This is a genomic window from Streptomyces sp. NPDC005017 (assembly GCF_042873115.1).
Taxonomy (GTDB): domain Bacteria; phylum Actinomycetota; class Actinomycetes; order Streptomycetales; family Streptomycetaceae; genus Streptomyces.
This window is the reverse complement of sequence record NZ_JBIALD010000009.1, coordinates 136,718-152,012: the sequence shown is the minus strand read 5'-3', so window position 1 is coordinate 152,012 and position 15,295 is coordinate 136,718. Positions and strand designations below refer to the sequence as shown.

The 15,295-nt window shown below is 70.7% G+C and carries 15 protein-coding genes; 7 read left to right on the top strand and 8 right to left on the bottom strand.

Annotated elements, in window-relative coordinates:
* Window positions 1-172 precede the first annotated feature (172 nt).
* Both ACFYR0_RS16250 and ACFYR0_RS16245 read left to right on the top strand, forming a co-directional pair.
* On the top strand, window positions 173-1,192 hold the full coding sequence (locus tag ACFYR0_RS16250; protein WP_389327411.1) for an SEC-C domain-containing protein: 1,020 nt from the start codon (window positions 173-175) through the stop codon (window positions 1,190-1,192).
* A gap of 113 nt (window positions 1,193-1,305) precedes the next feature.
* Window positions 1,306-4,443 carry a DUF3427 domain-containing protein gene (locus tag ACFYR0_RS16245; protein WP_389327409.1) on the top strand — a complete coding sequence of 1,046 codons (3,138 nt, stop codon included), beginning with the start codon at window positions 1,306-1,308 and terminating at the stop codon, window positions 4,441-4,443.
* Window positions 4,444-4,495: 52 nt separating this feature from the next.
* On the opposite strand, the gene ACFYR0_RS16240 is transcribed toward ACFYR0_RS16245, so the two are convergent.
* Window positions 4,496-5,143 (bottom strand): ATP-binding protein, encoded by a 648-nt coding sequence (locus ACFYR0_RS16240; protein ID WP_389327747.1) that lies wholly within the window; start codon window positions 5,141-5,143, stop codon window positions 4,496-4,498.
* A gap of 197 nt (window positions 5,144-5,340) precedes the next feature.
* On the opposite strand from ACFYR0_RS16240, the gene ACFYR0_RS16235 reads away from it, so the two are divergent.
* The gene (locus ACFYR0_RS16235; protein ID WP_389327406.1) at window positions 5,341-6,189 is read left to right on the top strand and encodes a helix-turn-helix domain-containing protein; all 849 of its coding nucleotides are present in this window, start codon (window positions 5,341-5,343) and stop codon (window positions 6,187-6,189) included.
* A 2-nt stretch (window positions 6,190-6,191) separates the two neighbouring features.
* Complete coding sequence (locus ACFYR0_RS16230; RefSeq protein ID WP_389327403.1) at window positions 6,192-6,407, top strand: DUF397 domain-containing protein; 216 nt, start codon at window positions 6,192-6,194, stop codon at window positions 6,405-6,407.
* A 142-nt stretch (window positions 6,408-6,549) separates the two neighbouring features.
* Here the strand turns inward: ACFYR0_RS16230 and ACFYR0_RS16225 are convergent, their stop codons facing one another.
* Window positions 6,550-7,014: a DUF2267 domain-containing protein gene (locus tag ACFYR0_RS16225; protein ID WP_389327400.1), complete on the bottom strand. Its 465-nt coding sequence runs from the start codon at window positions 7,012-7,014 to the stop codon at window positions 6,550-6,552.
* Between the two features lie 255 nt (window positions 7,015-7,269).
* Between ACFYR0_RS16225 and ACFYR0_RS16220 the strand changes: the two genes are divergently transcribed.
* Entirely contained in the window at window positions 7,270-7,572 is a 303-nt protein-coding gene (locus ACFYR0_RS16220; RefSeq protein WP_389327397.1) for a hypothetical protein, read from the top strand.
* 40 nt (window positions 7,573-7,612) lie between these two features.
* Here ACFYR0_RS16220 and ACFYR0_RS16215 read toward each other — a convergent pair whose 3' ends face one another.
* The 3 genes from ACFYR0_RS16215 to ACFYR0_RS16205 all read right to left on the bottom strand — a co-directional run bounded on the left by ACFYR0_RS16215 (window position 7,613) and on the right by ACFYR0_RS16205 (window position 10,211).
* On the bottom strand, window positions 7,613-8,134 hold the full coding sequence (locus ACFYR0_RS16215) for a hypothetical protein (protein ID WP_389327394.1): 522 nt from the start codon (window positions 8,132-8,134) through the stop codon (window positions 7,613-7,615).
* 214 nt (window positions 8,135-8,348) lie between these two features.
* Window positions 8,349-9,080: a hypothetical protein gene (locus ACFYR0_RS16210; RefSeq protein ID WP_389327391.1), complete on the bottom strand. Its 732-nt coding sequence runs from the start codon at window positions 9,078-9,080 to the stop codon at window positions 8,349-8,351.
* A gap of 171 nt (window positions 9,081-9,251) precedes the next feature.
* On the bottom strand, window positions 9,252-10,211 hold the full coding sequence (locus ACFYR0_RS16205; protein ID WP_389327388.1) for a GlxA family transcriptional regulator: 960 nt from the start codon (window positions 10,209-10,211) through the stop codon (window positions 9,252-9,254).
* Between the two features lie 247 nt (window positions 10,212-10,458).
* Here ACFYR0_RS16205 and ACFYR0_RS16200 point away from each other — a divergent pair, with 247 nt between their 5' ends.
* A complete protein-coding gene (locus ACFYR0_RS16200) occupies window positions 10,459-10,908 on the top strand; it encodes a hypothetical protein (RefSeq protein WP_389327385.1) in 450 nt (149 codons plus the stop codon).
* A gap of 92 nt (window positions 10,909-11,000) precedes the next feature.
* Here ACFYR0_RS16200 and ACFYR0_RS16195 read toward each other — a convergent pair whose 3' ends face one another.
* Both ACFYR0_RS16195 and ACFYR0_RS16190 read right to left on the bottom strand, forming a co-directional pair.
* Window positions 11,001-11,153 carry a hypothetical protein gene (locus ACFYR0_RS16195; RefSeq protein WP_389327763.1) on the bottom strand — a complete coding sequence of 51 codons (153 nt, stop codon included), beginning with the start codon at window positions 11,151-11,153 and terminating at the stop codon, window positions 11,001-11,003.
* A 61-nt stretch (window positions 11,154-11,214) separates the two neighbouring features.
* The gene (locus ACFYR0_RS16190) at window positions 11,215-12,600 is read right to left on the bottom strand and encodes a DUF445 domain-containing protein (protein ID WP_389327382.1); all 1,386 of its coding nucleotides are present in this window, start codon (window positions 12,598-12,600) and stop codon (window positions 11,215-11,217) included.
* A 145-nt stretch (window positions 12,601-12,745) separates the two neighbouring features.
* Between ACFYR0_RS16190 and ACFYR0_RS16185 the strand changes: the two genes are divergently transcribed.
* On the top strand, window positions 12,746-14,122 hold the full coding sequence (locus ACFYR0_RS16185) for an SGNH/GDSL hydrolase family protein (protein WP_389327380.1): 1,377 nt from the start codon (window positions 12,746-12,748) through the stop codon (window positions 14,120-14,122).
* A gap of 398 nt (window positions 14,123-14,520) precedes the next feature.
* Here the strand turns inward: ACFYR0_RS16185 and ACFYR0_RS16180 are convergent, their stop codons facing one another.
* A complete protein-coding gene (locus ACFYR0_RS16180; protein WP_389327378.1) occupies window positions 14,521-15,291 on the bottom strand; it encodes a DUF1707 domain-containing protein in 771 nt (256 codons plus the stop codon).
* Window positions 15,292-15,295 lie beyond the last annotated feature (4 nt).

Sequence of the window (15,295 nt, the reverse complement as noted above, 5' to 3'; positions counted from 1 at the left end):
CCGGGCGCGCCGGCGCAGGGTGCGGTGCTGGACGACGGGCACGCGCATGAGGCCTCCCCGGACGGGACCGCCCGCACGGTAAGAGGGCGGAGGCGAAGACCACCAGGCCCGTGCGGCGACCGAGTGGGGGGATGCCTCTCCTTCGGGGGCGCCCGGCGCTACGGTGTTGACCATGCGCCCCGACACGCCTGCCGAGAACGTCGACCACTCCGCCGAAGCGGCACGCCTGGAGCGAACCGCCGACCTGTACCCCGAGGACGCCGAGGCCCTGCTGCTGCGCGCCGCGGCCCACCTGGAACTCGCCGGCGAGCGCCCCGCGGCGTCCGCGCTCTACGACCGCCTGCTCGCGACCGAGGACGACCTGGACAACCCTCCCCTGGTCCGCGCGCTCAAGGCGTCGAACCTGTGGGAGTACGGCCATGAGGCGGAGGCCAGAGCGATCATCGAGGGCCTGCGGACCTCGGCGCCCCGGGACCCGGCGCCCTGGGTGATCGTCGCGGAGGCCCTGGAGTCGCACGACGAACTGGAGGCGGCGCAGGAGGCGTTCACGTCGGGGGTGCGGCTCCTGATCGCGGACGGCGAGGCCGACCCGGCCCGGTCGACGCACCCGCTCCTCTTCGGCCGCCACCGGGTGCGGCGGATGCTGGGTCTGCCGCACGACGAGTGGGACTCGCTCGCGGACACGGTCCACTCCTCGCCGGTCTCCCTGGACGAGCTCCACGACCCCAAGCGGGTGTGGTCCCTGGGCTCCGACAACCCGGCGGAACTGGTGGCGGAGATCACCCGCCTCCGCGCCGAGCTGGGCACCTACCGGGAGGCCCTGTCCCGCCCCTTCCCGGTCGCCGTCCTGCACTGGCCGGCCCTCGAACTCTCCGAACTGGTCGAGGCCTACCCGTCCCTCTCCGCGGAGTACCCGTCCCACCCCGAGCACCTGTCGACCATAGAGGCCTCCCTCCGCGAGCTCTCCGCCTCCGGCACGGGCAACCTCGGCATCGTCACGGGCACGGTCCCCTCCTACGAGGCCTTCGCCGCCTCCGAGGGCACCTCCCCCTCCGACACGTCCCTCCTCCCCCAGTACGCGACGACCCTCGCCGCCCGCGGCCGAGCGGTGGCGTGGCCGCCCCGGGACAACGCGACCTGCTGGTGCGGGTCGGGGCGGGGGTATGGGGGGTGTCATGGGGTGAACGCGTAGCGATCAACTCCGGACGGCGGACAGTCGCTTGTCAGTGCCGGCTGTTACAACTGCTCCAGCGCTGCACGCGCCATCGGGTGTGAGAACCATGAAAAGTCGAAGGAGCGGTCGTAGTGGAATCGGGGGGCCAGGCCGAGCCGGTCGCAGGTGTCTACGAAGAGTTGATCACGGATAACCTGCACGACTGGATAAGGGGTCTCGAAGCCTCCGGCTGGAAGGCTATCGACGCTGAGGTCAGCGACGAGTCTGCGCCGCATGTGTTGGCTCGATTCATCGGTGATGCGGTCGCGCAGCGGCTGAGCCAGTTGCCACGCAAGGACCAGGTTTCCGCCGCCAATGACATCATGAAGTCACTGGCCTCCAGCGCGCCCGACCCGGAGGCGGTCGTAAGCGCCATCGCTGACGGCCCGCGACAACTACTCGGCCTGGCACAGCCCGAAGCACCTGGCGTCTACGCAATCCGCCCGCTCACGCCGCTGTCCGAAACCTCGTTGATCACCAATGCGCCAGACGACCCGAACCTGGGCGCAGAACTCCGCGCCGAGCTCGCAACGGCCGACCGCATCGACCTGCTCTGCGCGTTCGTGAAGTGGCACGGCATAAGAGTGCTGGAAGATGCTCTGCGCGCCGCCAGGGCGCGTAACGTCGAGATTCGAGTCATCACCACTACGTACATCGGAGCCACCGACCGGAAGGCCGTGGACCGCCTTGTACGCGAATTCGGCGCCAAGGTTAAGGTCAACTACGAGATCCGCTCGACCAGGCTGCACGCCAAAGCGTGGCTGTTCCGCCGGAGGACCGGATTCGATACAGCGTATGTCGGTAGCTCCAACCTATCGAAGGCGGCCCTCCTCGACGGCTTGGAGTGGAACGTACGGCTGTCGTCCGTAGCAACCCCCAGGGTGCTCGACAAGTTTGAGGCCACCTTCGACGCCTACTGGGAGGACCAGGCTTTCGAGCTGTACGACCCGGACGAGGACGGGACGCGCCTTGACGAAGCGTTGGCCCTCGCAGGAGGCAAGGGGGCTACCGAGGAACTGAAGATCAACCTCTCTGGCCTCGAAGTACGCCCCTTCCCTCATCAGAGCGACATGCTGGAGCGCCTCCGCATCGAGCGTGAGATCCATCAACGGCACGAAAACCTGCTGGTCGCAGCGACGGGCACCGGCAAGACCGTGATGGCGGCGCTGGACTATCGCTCACTCGTCAAAAAGCGTGGCGGAGAGCTCCCCCGGCTGCTCTTCGTCGCCCATCGCAAAGAGATCCTCAAACAGTCTCTGCGCACCTACCGCGAAGTACTCGCCGATGGCTCCTTCGGAGAGCTCTTCTATAACGGCGAGGAACCCAAGGATTGGACACATGTCTTCGCGAGTGTTCAATCGCTCAACCTGAACCGCCTGGAAAAGTTCGATCCAAGCCACTTCGACGTCATCGTCATCGATGAGTTCCATCATGCGACGGCGAACACATATCGACGCATCCTCGACCACTTCAAGCCGGTCGAACTACTGGGCCTCACCGCCACTCCCGAGCGGATGGACGGGCTCAATGTGCAGGACGAGTTCTTCGGTGGTCGAATTGCAGCCGAAATGCGCCTCTGGGAGGCTCTGGAGAACGACCTCCTATGCCCGTTCCATTACTTCGGGATTCCAGACAACACGGACTTGTCTCAGATCAGTTGGAGGTCTGGCTCTTACGACCGGGACGAGCTGAACAACGTCTACACGGCCAGTCACGCCCGAGCGCTCATCGTCATCAAGCAGGTGAGGGATAAGATCTCCGACCCAGCCAAGATGAGAGCACTGGGATTCTGCGTTACGCGAGCACACGCCCGTTTCATGGCTGAGCGATTCCGTGAGGCGGGACTCCAGGCCGCTGCCCTCGACAGCGAGTCAAGCTCCGCTGAGCGTCAAAGGACCCTGGACGACCTCAAGGCCGGCCGTGTCCAGGTGATCTTCTCCGTCGATCTCTTCAACGAAGGCCTCGACATCCCGGACGTCGACACACTCTTGCTCCTGCGCCCCACGAACAGTGCGACCGTCTTCCTTCAGCAGTTGGGCCGGGGTCTGCGCCGAACAGCCGACAAGCCTGTATTGACCGTGCTTGACTTCATCGGTCAACACCGGGCCGAGTTCCGTTTCGAGGAGCAGTTCCGCGCCCTGACCAACCTCTCCCGGAACCGACTCGTCGACAGCATCGAACGTGACTTCCCGCTGCTTCCGTCGGGGTGTCAGATAATCCTTGAGGGCAAGTCCAAGGATCTCGTTCTCGACAACATTCGCACGCAACTCAAAGCCAATGTCAACACATTGGCCAAGGAGGTGCGGGACTACAGCACGCCCACCCTCGAGGCATACCTGCGCGAGAGCCGAAGAGAGATCAAGGAGCTCTACAAGAGCAGCAATTCGTGGACCGGGGTGCTGCGCAAGGCGGGGATCGTTCGGGAGTCGCCACTCGCCGGAGAGGAGGCCCTCCTCAAGCGGGTGCATGCCTTCCTTCACGTCGACGATCCTGATCGCGCCGATGCGTACCTGCGCCTGCTGGCAGATGACGCCCCCGACTACGGCTCCCTCACTCCGGCAGAGCAGATGTATGGCCGCATGCTCTTCTTCAATCTGTGGGACAAGGCAGGCGGCTTCGACAGCTACCAGGCCGGACTCGGATCGCTCAGCGAACAGCGCCTCGTCCGTGACGAGTTGCGTCAAGTACTGTCCTACGTGCGAAACCGCATTGAGCATTTTCCCATCCGCCTGGACGCGCCTCTCAGCCATCTCCCCTTGAAGATCCACAGCTCCTACAACCGCTCGGAGATTCTCGCGGCGCTCGGTGTCGCCAGGCTTGGCGGACAGATGCCGGGAGACTTCGGACAGGGCGTCCGGTGGATCGAAGAACTCCAGACCGATGCCTTGCTCATCACTCTGGAGAAGAACGAGCGGGACTTCTCTCCCAACGTTCGGTACAAGGATTACGCGCTCACCCCGACCCGCTTCCACTGGGAATCCCAGCGCGACACTCCTGAGAGCTCACCGACCGGCCTTCGGTATCAGAACCATAAACAGCTCGGCAGCCACGTGCTGCTCTTCCTCCGTCGCTACAAGAGCAACAGCATCGGCAAGGCCGAGCCTTGGATGTTCCTCGGCCCTGGCAGGTACGAGACACACACCGGAAGCAAGCCCATGGCTATTACTTGGGAGCTTGAGCATGAGCTTCCGGCGGATGTGTGGACCTACACGACGATCGCTGCGGGCTGACACCTCGGGACACGCCTGGCCGAACGTCCTGGCCCGCCCGAGGGGGCAGGCCTCACCCCGCCACCTCCCCCTCGAACCGTCCCTGCGCCAGATCAAGCACCTCGTCCCCGTCCCAACCGTGGGCGCGGAGCCAGTGGAGGAAGTCCGTGACGGCGTCGATCACGGCCTCCCTGGCGAGGGTCGCGCCCAGGCGGCCCGGGTGGGAGGCGTCGTGGGGCCACGCCTGGGCGTAGAGGCCCAGGACGGATTCCGCCCGGGTGACGCGGGGGCTGTCGACGTGGCCGTCGGGTGAGGTGAGGCCCGTCGACAGCTCGCACCACGTCACCTTGCGGTCGAGGTGGAGCCGCACGCCCCAGTGCTCGGCGACGGCGTCGACGAGGGCCATGCCGCGGCCGTGTTCGGCGTCTACGTCAGCGGCGGTGAGGGCGGGGAACGCACGGGTCTCCGGGTCGTGGACCTCGACGCGCAGACGCGTGCCGCGCATGGCGACGGCGAGGGTGGCCGGGGTGCCGGGACCCACGTGCTCGATGACGTTGGTGACCAGTTCGGACACGCAGAGCTGCGCCTCGTCGACGACCCCGTGCAACCCCCAGGCGCTCAGGTGCAGCCGCATGATCCGGCGGAGGGCGGCGACCTCCTCACGGTCGGCGGTGAAGGCGATGTCCCACGGCTTGCGCGACATGCACGCCTCCTGGCTCATGCGGACCCCTCTCGTCGTGGTCGCCGGGTCGGCGGTGGAGCGTTCGCGAGCACTCACGGTGAGTTGCTCCATGGCAACAGAATGTGGCCGGCTCGTCCCGCCGTGCAATGTGCACGGCGGGATTCCCACTTCCGAGTGATTGGCATCCCCGACTCTTGGCGCGAGACTGAACGCCCGTTACGGGAAAGAGGGTTGGGATGCCCGGATCACCGACGGCCCGCCGTCGCCGCCTCTCGTTCGAGCTGAAGCGGCTCCGGGAGCAGAGCGGGCTCACCTGCGCCCAGGTCGGTACGGCACTGGACTGGAGCGGCTCCAAGGTCAATCGGATGGAGACCGGGAGCGGGCGGGTCCAGCCCTCGGACATCGACGCCCTGTGCCGGTTCTACGACACCGGCGACGAACTGCGCGAGTTCCTCAAGTCGCTGGCGCGACAGGCCAAGGTCCGCGGCTGGTGGCAGACGCACGGGGCCGGGGTGCCGGAGTGGTTCAACATCTACATCGGCCTGGAACAGGGTGCCTCCACGTTCCGCCAGTACCAGTGCGAACTGGTCCCCGGGCTCATGCAGTCCGAGGCGTACGCCGGTGAACTGCACCGATCCGGTGGGCACATGTCCGCGCAGGACATCGTCCGGGCCGTGCGGGTGCGGATGGAGCGACAGGCCATGCTGCGGCAACCGGACGGACCGGACGCCTGGTTCATCGTCAACGAGGGCGCCCTGCGGCATGTCATCGGCGACCGTTCGGTGATGCGGGACCAGCTCGACCGGGTCCTGGAGGCCGCGGAGCTGCCGAGCGTCACCCTTCAGGTGCTGCCGTTCGACGCGGGCACCTATCCGGCCACCGGGCCGTTCACCATGCTGGGCTTCCCCGCCCCGGAGGATCCCGACCTCGTCTACCGGGACGGCATCACCGACGCCGTGTACCTGGAGGGCGAGCATCATGTCCGTGAGTACACGAGGGCGTTCGACGGTCTACGGGCCGCGGCCCTGAGCCCTCAGCGCTCGGCCCGGTTGATCGAGACGATCCGGAAGGAGTACACGAGTTGAGCATGGCGGAAGCAACCGATCCCGAGTGGGTCACGTCGTCGTACAGCAACGGGGCGGGCGGCGAATGCGTCCAGTGCGCATTCGCCGACGGCGGAACGCTCGTACGTGACTCGAAGAGCGTCGACGCCGGTGTGGTCACGGTCACCGTCGTCGCCTGGCACGCCTTCGTGCGGGCGCTGCCGCACGTCGACGGGACGGGCAGCGCCGCCCGCCAGTGATCCACCCGCACCACGGCCATTCCGACCTGCCCGTCCCCCTCCACGTACTCGTGCGCCCGCACGATCCCCCCGTTCGAACACCCGCGTCAGACTTCGACGGCAATCGAACGAGGAACGTTTCTCCGGCGGCCGTTTCAGCGGGTCAGGTCCGTCGGCGCAGGTCGGCTCGGCCGAAGAGCAGGGCGTAGCCGTGCGGGAGGGCGAGGAGGAGGCGGCTGGTCAGGCCGTTGCCGATGACGGGAGGCAGCGAACCCAGCACCGAGCTGACGTCCCAGCGGGCGGTCGCCGGGGTCGCGCCCTCGACGCGGGCCGCGACCGAGTCGACGAAGCGGGGCGCGGTGAGCGGCTGCGCGACCGGGATCTGCGCGGCCACCAGCCGGGCCGCCTCGTCGGGCAGCCGCCCGGCCAGGGCCACGCGCTCGTCGCCGGTGACCTGCGCGCCGAGCAGGGACAGCACGATCCGGGTGACGCGTTCCGCCTCGTGTCTCGTGGCGTACTGCCCGGACTCCCGCACGGACTCGACCAGCCGGGACCAGCCTCCGTGGTCGGCCGCCTCGGGCCGCGGCTCGCCCTCGGTGCTGTTCCGCTCCGGCATCATGGTGCTCATCTACGGACTCCTCCTCGCCGAATGCTCATACGCCACTGCACTCAGTCACCCGGCGCGCGGAAGTCAAACCTGCGGCGCTCGGCAACGGTCGCCTTCGGGGCGTACGAGCGCGGGTGCGAGTGACCCACGGGCGGTGTGAGGCTGAAATCCAGACGATCCCGGACCCGGGTCCGGGGGGCCGTGCGACACGCGCGTAGCTTGGGGGCGGGATGTGACCCGTTCCCGTCCCCAACGGCTCAGTCACAGGAGGCAGTCATGGCCCAGGTCCCCAGCGCGCTCGTCGCCGCGAGCGGTCTCGTCGGCGGATACGCCGTGGCCCGGTGGACCAGGAAGCGGCAGCTCGGCGGGGTCGTGCTGGCCGCCGCGGGGGTCGCCGCGGCCCAGCGGTGGCGGCGGCAGGCGGGCGTTCCGGCGGCCGGTGCGCTGAGCGCCGCGTACGTCGCCGCGTTCGCGGGCTCGCACCCGCTGGCGAAGAAGGTCGGGGCCTGGCCGGCGGTGTTCGGGGTGGCCGGGGCCATGGCGGTGGCGTCCTGGGCGGTGGCGGACCGGCGGGGCTGAACCGAACTCTTCCTCGAACGCCCCACGGCGGCAGCCAGCCTCACAACACCCCCCGAAGATCCACCACCCCCCGCTCCTCCCCCGCGTCCCGGACGAGGTACCCGCGGCTGCGGCCCTCCGCGAAGAGGTCGCGGAGGAACATGCCCGGGTGGTCCAGGGGCTCCGTGCGGGCGGTCAGGGCGACGCGGGCCCGGAGGCGGGTGTCGCCGTCGAGGAGGAGGACGTCGCAGTGGCCGGGCTCCGGGGCGTCGAGGCCCCGCACGGTGATGTGGTCCTCGGCCATCACGCCGATCCAGGCCGCGAGGTCGTCCAGGAGCCAGGCGAGGTTCATCCAGGCGGGGGCGTCGGCGGCGGGCTGCCAGTCGTACGTGCGGCGGCCCCTGCGGTCGGTCGCCGGGGGTTCGCCCTGCTCGTAGACGGGCGGCGGCAGGGGCTCCTCGGTCTGTGCGAACTCGATGCGCCGGGCCGCGACGTCCAGGGCGCGCAGGCGGAAACGGTCGCGACCGAGGTCGAAAACCACCTCCGAGGCGTGGCTGAGGAATTCGCTGTCTCCGGCAGCCATGGCGGGCCTCGCTCCTCTCCGTTCTTCGTCCCGGCCGTTCCGGCCGCCCTGTGTGGCGAGGGCGGCCGGAACGGGCGGTGTCACCGGTCGGGTCGTCCGGTCGCGGGCCGGCGGGACGTACGGGCCGGCCTACGGTGACGCTCCTGGACCGTCGGCAGCGTCCACTCTGCCAGGCGGTCCCGTCCCCGAAGCCCCGGCCGGGGCCGGCGGGCGCCTACGGCGTCAGCGACGCGGCGGACTCCGACGCGCCGAGCGGCGCGTACGAACGCGAGTACCTCTCCTCGGTCCCGGGGCTCAGGTCCCTGGAGCCGTCCGGGTCCGCCGGGCCGTTCTCGTCGACGAGGTCGGCCTCGTCCACGATCTCGTCCTCCGGCGCGACGCTGTTGTCCGGCGCCTGGTCCTCCGGGACGGTCTGGTCGTCCTCGGGGGCGAGGGAGCGGTTCGCGTCGGCCAGCGCCTTGCTGACCCAGTTCGGGCAGCGGACGGTCCCGACGCAGTACATCGTGATGACGCCCTTGTCCTGGCCGTCGTACTGCACCTTCTCGTTGACCGAGAGGATCATCTTGTACTGCTTGACCAGCCTGCACACGCCGTTGCGGCACTCGTACTTACCCGCGTAGCCGGTCATGTGGTACGTGGTCGTGTTCCCGACGCGGTCGCGGTTCGGGGACTTCGCGACGTACTCGACCGCCGAGTACTTCGTGATGTTGTGCTTCTTCTTCACCTTGTTCCAGCCGAAGCCCTTGTCCCTGTCGCGGTCGTAGTAGCCGACCCGCAGGGAGGCCTTGCCCGGCCCGGAGTAGTCGAGGTGCTTCAGGACGCGGTACGCCGGATTGGGCGCCGCCGCCGCGGGCTCGCTGTCCGCCAGGACGGCGGCCGGGGCTATGAGCGCGCCCAGGAGCGCCGTGGTCCCGACGGCACCCAGACTCTGCTTGATTCCACGCACGGTGGGTGTTCCCCCTTCTCGTAGTTACCGACTGGTCAGGTCGGTACGAGAGGGGACGCTAGGCGCGGTCGTGATCAACGGGCAAGGGGATTCGGGTTGGTTGGGCCTGTTTCAGCCTCTCTCGGGGGCGGCCATCGCACCGTCCCTCCGATGGCCGCCGCCTCCCTCGCGCTACAGCTCGGCACCCGCCCGGAACGCCCTCCGATACCCCTGCGGGCTCACCCCCACCACCCTCCGGAACCGTTCCCTGAACGCCGTCGGGGAGCCGAACCCCGAGTCCAGTGCGACGCGTTCGACGGGGGTGTCGGTGGTCTCCAGGAGGTGCTGGGCGTGGTGGACGCGGGCGCGGTGCAGCCACCGGAGGGGCGTCGTGCCGGTCTGGTCGCGGAAGCGGCGGTTGAGGGTGCGGGTGCTCATGCCCGCCTCGCCGGCGATGTCGGCGAGGGTCAGGTCGCGGGCACAGTTGGCGGAGAGCCAGGCCAGAAGGGGTTCCAGGGTCGCGCCCGCGGGAGCAGGGGGCAGGTCCTGGACGATGAACTGGGCCTGGCCGCCCTCGCGTTCCAGGGGCATCACCGACATCCGGGCCGTGTGCGCCGCCACCGCCGAGCCGTGGTCCGCGCGGACCATGTGCAGGCACATGTCGAGCGCCGCGGCCGCGCCCGCCGAGGTGAGGAACTGGCCGTTGTCGACGTAGAGGACGTTCGGGTCGACGGTCACCTCCGGGTGGCGGGCGGCCAGGTCGGGGGCCGCGAGCCAGTGGGTCGTCGCACGCAGGCCGTCCAGCAGCCCCGTCGCCGCGAGGACGAACGCGCCCACGCACACCGACGCGATCCGCGCGCCCCGCCCCGCCGCCTCGCGCAGCGCCTCCGCGACGCCCGGAGGCAGTTCCTCCGGGGGATCCTGCACACCCGGCAGGATGATCGTGTCCGCCTCCGTCAGCAGCTCCAGGCCGTGCGGCGCCCGTACCGTGAACGCGCCCGCCCGCACCTCCCCGCCCGGGACCGGTGAGCAGACCCGCACGTCGTACGGCCGCCGGCCGTCCGGCAGCCGCGCCCAGCCGAAGGTGTCGATCGGGGCGGAGAGGTCGAAGGGGATCACACCGTCGAGTGCGAGTACGGCCACCAAGTGCATGGTCCGAGGGTAGGGGCGGCCCCTGACGGCGGGCGCACGCGCATAAGGGCCGCCCTACGGGCAGGCGCACGCGCGTAGGAGCCTCCCCCACGGACAGGCGCACGCGCGTAGGGGCCGCCCCCTACGGGCAGGCGCACGCGCGTGGGCACCGCACCTACGGGAGGGTGTACACGTCTGGCGAGAATCCGTCGGCCCGTGGCACTCCTGCCACTTCTGGCCCGGCTTCGTCCCGCCTAGCGTCACGGTCGTGATCAAGTTCCTGCTCGCCGTCCACGTCCTGGCCGCCATCGTCGCGATCGGCCCCGTCACCGTCGCCGCCAGCATGTTCCCGCCCGCCGCGCGCAGGGCGCTGGCCGCGCCCGAGGACGTCCGGGCCGCCGAGACCGTACGGCTGCTGCACCGCATCTGCCGGGTCTACGCCGTCGTCGGCGTCGCCGTGCCCGTCTTCGGCTTCGCGACCGGCAGCGCGATGGGCGTGCTCGGCGACACCTGGCTGATCGTGTCCATCGCGCTGACCGTGCTGGCCGCGCTGGTCCTCGGCGGGCTGGTGCTGCCCCGACAGGAGGCGCTCGCGGAAAACCGGGGATCACGGGAGGCCACCGTGCGGCTCGCCATGGTGACCGGGGTGTTCAACCTGCTGTGGGCGACGGTGACGGTGCTGATGATCGTGCGGCCGGGGTCCAGCACCGGGGCCTGAGAGACCCGGGCTGGCCCTGCCGCCGGACCCCCACCGGCCCCCGCGGCAGCCGGTGGATCCGCTGGAGCCGGTGGACCTCTCCGGGCACGGCACTACGCCATCCGGCGCTCCCGCCCGGGCTGCCGCACCCGCTCCTTCGCCGCCGTCAGCGGCCGGGCGACGTCCTCCAGGGAGCGGCGCCCGGCCTTGACCGCGAGGAAGGCGGCGACCAGGCCCGCGGGCGCACCAGCGGCGGTCGGCGCCACGCGCCGTCCCGTCCGGTCCGCGCGCCAGGCCGGGCGGGTCCGCCCGGCCGAACGCCGGAGGCTACGCGCCCATCGCCCGGGACACCGTGTAGATCAGCAGTCCCGCGAGCGAGCCCACCACCGTGCCGTTGATGCGGATGAACTGGAGGTCGCGCCCGATGTTCGCCTCGATCTTGCGGGTGGTGTGCTCGGCGTCCCAGCCGGCGACCGTGTCGGTGATCAGGGAGGTGATCTCCTTGCGGTACGTCGTCACCACGTGCACGGCCGCGCCCTCGACCCAGCGGTCCACCTTCTCCTGCAGCCGCGGCTCGGTCGCCATCCGGGTGCCCAGCGACAGCAGCGAGGCCCGGACCCGCAGCCGCAGCTCGCTGCGCTCGTCGTCGGCCGCCGCGACGATCATCGACCGTACGGCGGTCCAGGCGGAGGCGATCAGGTCCTGCACCTCGCCGCGGCCCAGCACCTCGCCCTTGAGCCGCTCGACCCGCGCCCGGGTGTCGGTGTCGGACTGGAGGTCGGAGGCGAAGTCGCCGAGGAAGCGGTCCAGCGCGCCGCGCGCCGGGTGGGACGGCATGTCCCGCATCTCGGCGCAGAAGCGCAGCAGCTCCTTGTAGACCCGCTCGCCGACCTTCTTGTCGACGAACCGCGGGGTCCAGCCGGGCGCGCCGCCCTGCACGGCGTCCATCACGGAGTCGCCGTGCAGCACCAGCCAGTCGTGGGCGCGGGACACCACCAGGTCGACGACGCGCCGGTGACCGCCGTCGGCGACGACCTTCTGGAGCATCTTGCCGATGCCGGGCGCGATCTCCTGCGCATCGGCCCGCCGGGTGATCGCCTCGCCGACGACCGCCTGCACGTCGGAGTCGCGCAGCACGGTCAGCGCGCCGCGCAGCGCGGTGGCCAGCTCGGCGGTGACCCGGTCGGCGTGCTCGGGCTCGGCGAGCCAGGCACCGAGACGGCTGCTGATGCCGACGGACCTGAGGCGTCCGCGTACGACGTCCTCGGAGAGGAAGTTCTCGCCGACGAACTCGCCGAGCGAGACGCCCAGCTGGTCCTTCTTGGTGGGGATGATCGCGGTGTGCGGGATGGGCAGGCCCAGGGGGTGCCGGAACAGCGCGGTGACGGCGAACCAGTCGGCGAGCGCGCCGACCATGCCCGCCTCGGCGGCGGCGGCCACATAGCCCGCCCAGGCGCCCGCGCCCTCGTGGGAGGCCCATTCGGCGAGGACGTAGACGACGGCGACGAACAGCAGCATGCCGGTCGCCGTCAGCTTCATCCGGCGCACTCCGCGCCGCTTGTCCTCGTCCGCGGCGCTGAACACGTTCATCGCGCGCGCCGGGCGCCCGCCCGCCGCGCCCGGCCGCCTCGGCCCCCCGGAAATTTCCCGGGCCGTCGCACCGGGTTCATCCAGTCCCGTATCGCCGGTGTCATCCGGTCTCGTACGTTCCATGCACTCCACCCGTTCACGAGCGCCGACTTCGTCATTGTCCCTTCCTGACCGACTCCTGGAACGGAACAAGAGTTCCCGGCGTTTGTCACAGTGATCGCACCGGAGCCCTCGCGCGGCTCCCCCGTCCGAGGAGAACCACGACCGCATGACCAGGCGCCAACGCGGTGGTGCGCTGCTCGCCGCGCTCATCGCGCTGATCGTGGCCCTGTCGGCCGCCATCTACTTCGCCGTCGCACTCGACGACGGCACCCGCGCCCGTACGGGCGACGGCGGCCAAGTGCGCGGCTCCGCGGTGCCGGAGTCGACGGGCCTCTGGGTCGGCACCTGGTCGGCCTCCCCGGTGGCCGCCGAGCCCGGCACACGGGCGTCGGGGCTCGCGGGACGCTCGGTGCGCAACGTCGTGCACACCAGCGTCGGGGGTACGAGTGCCCGCGTGACGCTGTCCAACCTCTTCGGGCGGGCACCGCTGACCCTCACCCACGCCTCGGTCGCGCTGGCCGCCGACGGCGCGGGCGCGGCGGCCGAGCCCGGGACGATGCGCCGGCTGACCTTCGGCGGCCGCACCACGGTCGTCGTGCCGCCCGGCGGGCAGGCGGTCAGCGACCCGGCCGCGCTGACCGTGCCGTACGACGCCGACGTGCTGGTCACCACGTACTCGCCGACCCCGTCCGGGCCCGTCACCCACCATCCGCGCGCCCGCCAGATCAGCTACGCCGCGGCCGGGAACCGCGTCGGGGACCTCACCGGCACCGCGTTCACCGAGCAGGTCGACGCCTGGCGCTATCTGACCGCGCTGGACGTGCTCACCGACCAGGCCGACGGCACGGTCGTCGCCCTCGGGGACTCCCTCACCGACGGCTTCTCCTCCAGCGTCGGCGAGAACCGCCGCTGGACCGACGTGCTCGCGCGGCGGCTGCGCGAGGCCGCCGAGGACGGGCGGGACGTGCCGCGCTACGGCGTGGCCAACCAGGGCATCAGCGGCAACCGCGTGCTCGCCGACGGCCTGGTCGGCCAGGTGACGAGCCCGGTCGGCGAGGGCCGTCCCGGGGTCGGCACGGACGGCTTCGCCGTCGACAACCCCAGCGGGCTCAACCGCTTCGAGCGGGACGTCCTCGGCCGCGCCAACGTCCGGGTGGTGGTCGTGGACCTCGGGGTGAACGACATCCTGCGCGACCCCCGCCTCGCCGACCCGGACCGGATCCTCGCCGGCCTGCGCGCGATGGCCGGCCGGGCACACGGGCACGGCGTCAAGGTCGTCGGGGCCACCCTGATGCCCTTCGGGGGCCACCCCGGCTACACCGACGCCCGCGAGGAGGTACGGCAGCGGATCAACGCCGGGATCCGCGGCGGGCGGGTCTTCGACGCGGTCGCCGACTTCGACGAGGCGCTGCGCGATCCGTACGACCCGCGTCGGCTCGCCGCCGAGTACGACTGCGGCGACCATCTCCATCCCAGCGACCGCGGCTACGCCCGCATGGCCGACGCGCTGGACCTGACGACCCTCTCGCCACCGCCGCCGTAGCAACCGGTGACTGTTCGGGTGCGGGCCGCCCACGGCCGGTCGCGCAGTTCCCCGCGCCCCCAGGCACCCCGTCGCCCCGCCGGTGACGGGCCCGACCCAGCGACCACCCCTCACCCACGGCCGTTCGCCGAAAGAGTGCGGGCCGTCCGTGGCCGGTCGCGCAGTTCCCCGCGCCCCTGAGCACCCCGTCGCCCCCAGCACCGCGGGGAACGCCGCGTTCACCCCACCCCGAGCGCACCACCCGCCCCTAGGGGCGCGGGGAACTGCGCGACCAGCCCACGACCACCCGCACCCGACACCCCCGAGGGCACACCACCCCCAAGGGGCGCGGGGAACTGCGCGAACAACCCGCGACCACCCGCACCCGGCGATGGGCAGAAACCCCGCGGGGCGCGCCGTCAGGCGTCGTCGCGGCGTCGGCGGTCCCGCATCAGGTCACGGTGTCCGTCGAGCATCCTGCGATGCGCGTTCTCGACGTCCTCGCGAAAGTCGTCGCGCAGCTCACGCATCGCCGCCTTACGGTCCTGCTTCGCCTGCCGCCGCTCCGCCCGCTCCGCACGGGTCAGCTTGCGCTCGACGCCGACACCGCCCCAGAAGGCGAACCCGGTGATGACCACGCGCGGGGCACCGGGGTCGCCCGGCACGCCCTCCTCGCTGTGGTCGAAGCCGCCCATCACACCGACGCCACGGACCACGACCTCGACGCCGGACGGCACCGTCACCTGCACCCCGCCCATGATCGCCACGCATCTGATCTCGACCTCGCCGTCGGCGAAGTCCGCCTCGCGCAGATCGATCTCCCCACCGCCCCAGAACGTGAACGCGGTGAACCGCCGCGGCACCGTCCACCGCCCCTTGCGCTGGAAACCGCCCATGATCGCGAAGGCACCGTTGGAGGACCCCTCGCCGCCGACGATCCGCGCCGCCCAACTGCCCGGCTCCGCCGCCCCCTTGGTCAGGGACACCGAGGGCGGCGACACGCCCGGCGCGGGCAGGTCACGGGTGATGGGGGCGAGTTCACCGTAGGTCCGCGCGCTGAACGTGGCTTCCAGCCGCTCCTCGAACTCCGGCATGTCCAGCCGGCCCTCCGCGAGGGCGTCCCGCAGGACTTCGGCGACCTGCTCACGGTCCGCGTCTGAGGCCCGCAGCTCAGGGGCATCGTCCGTCATGGGA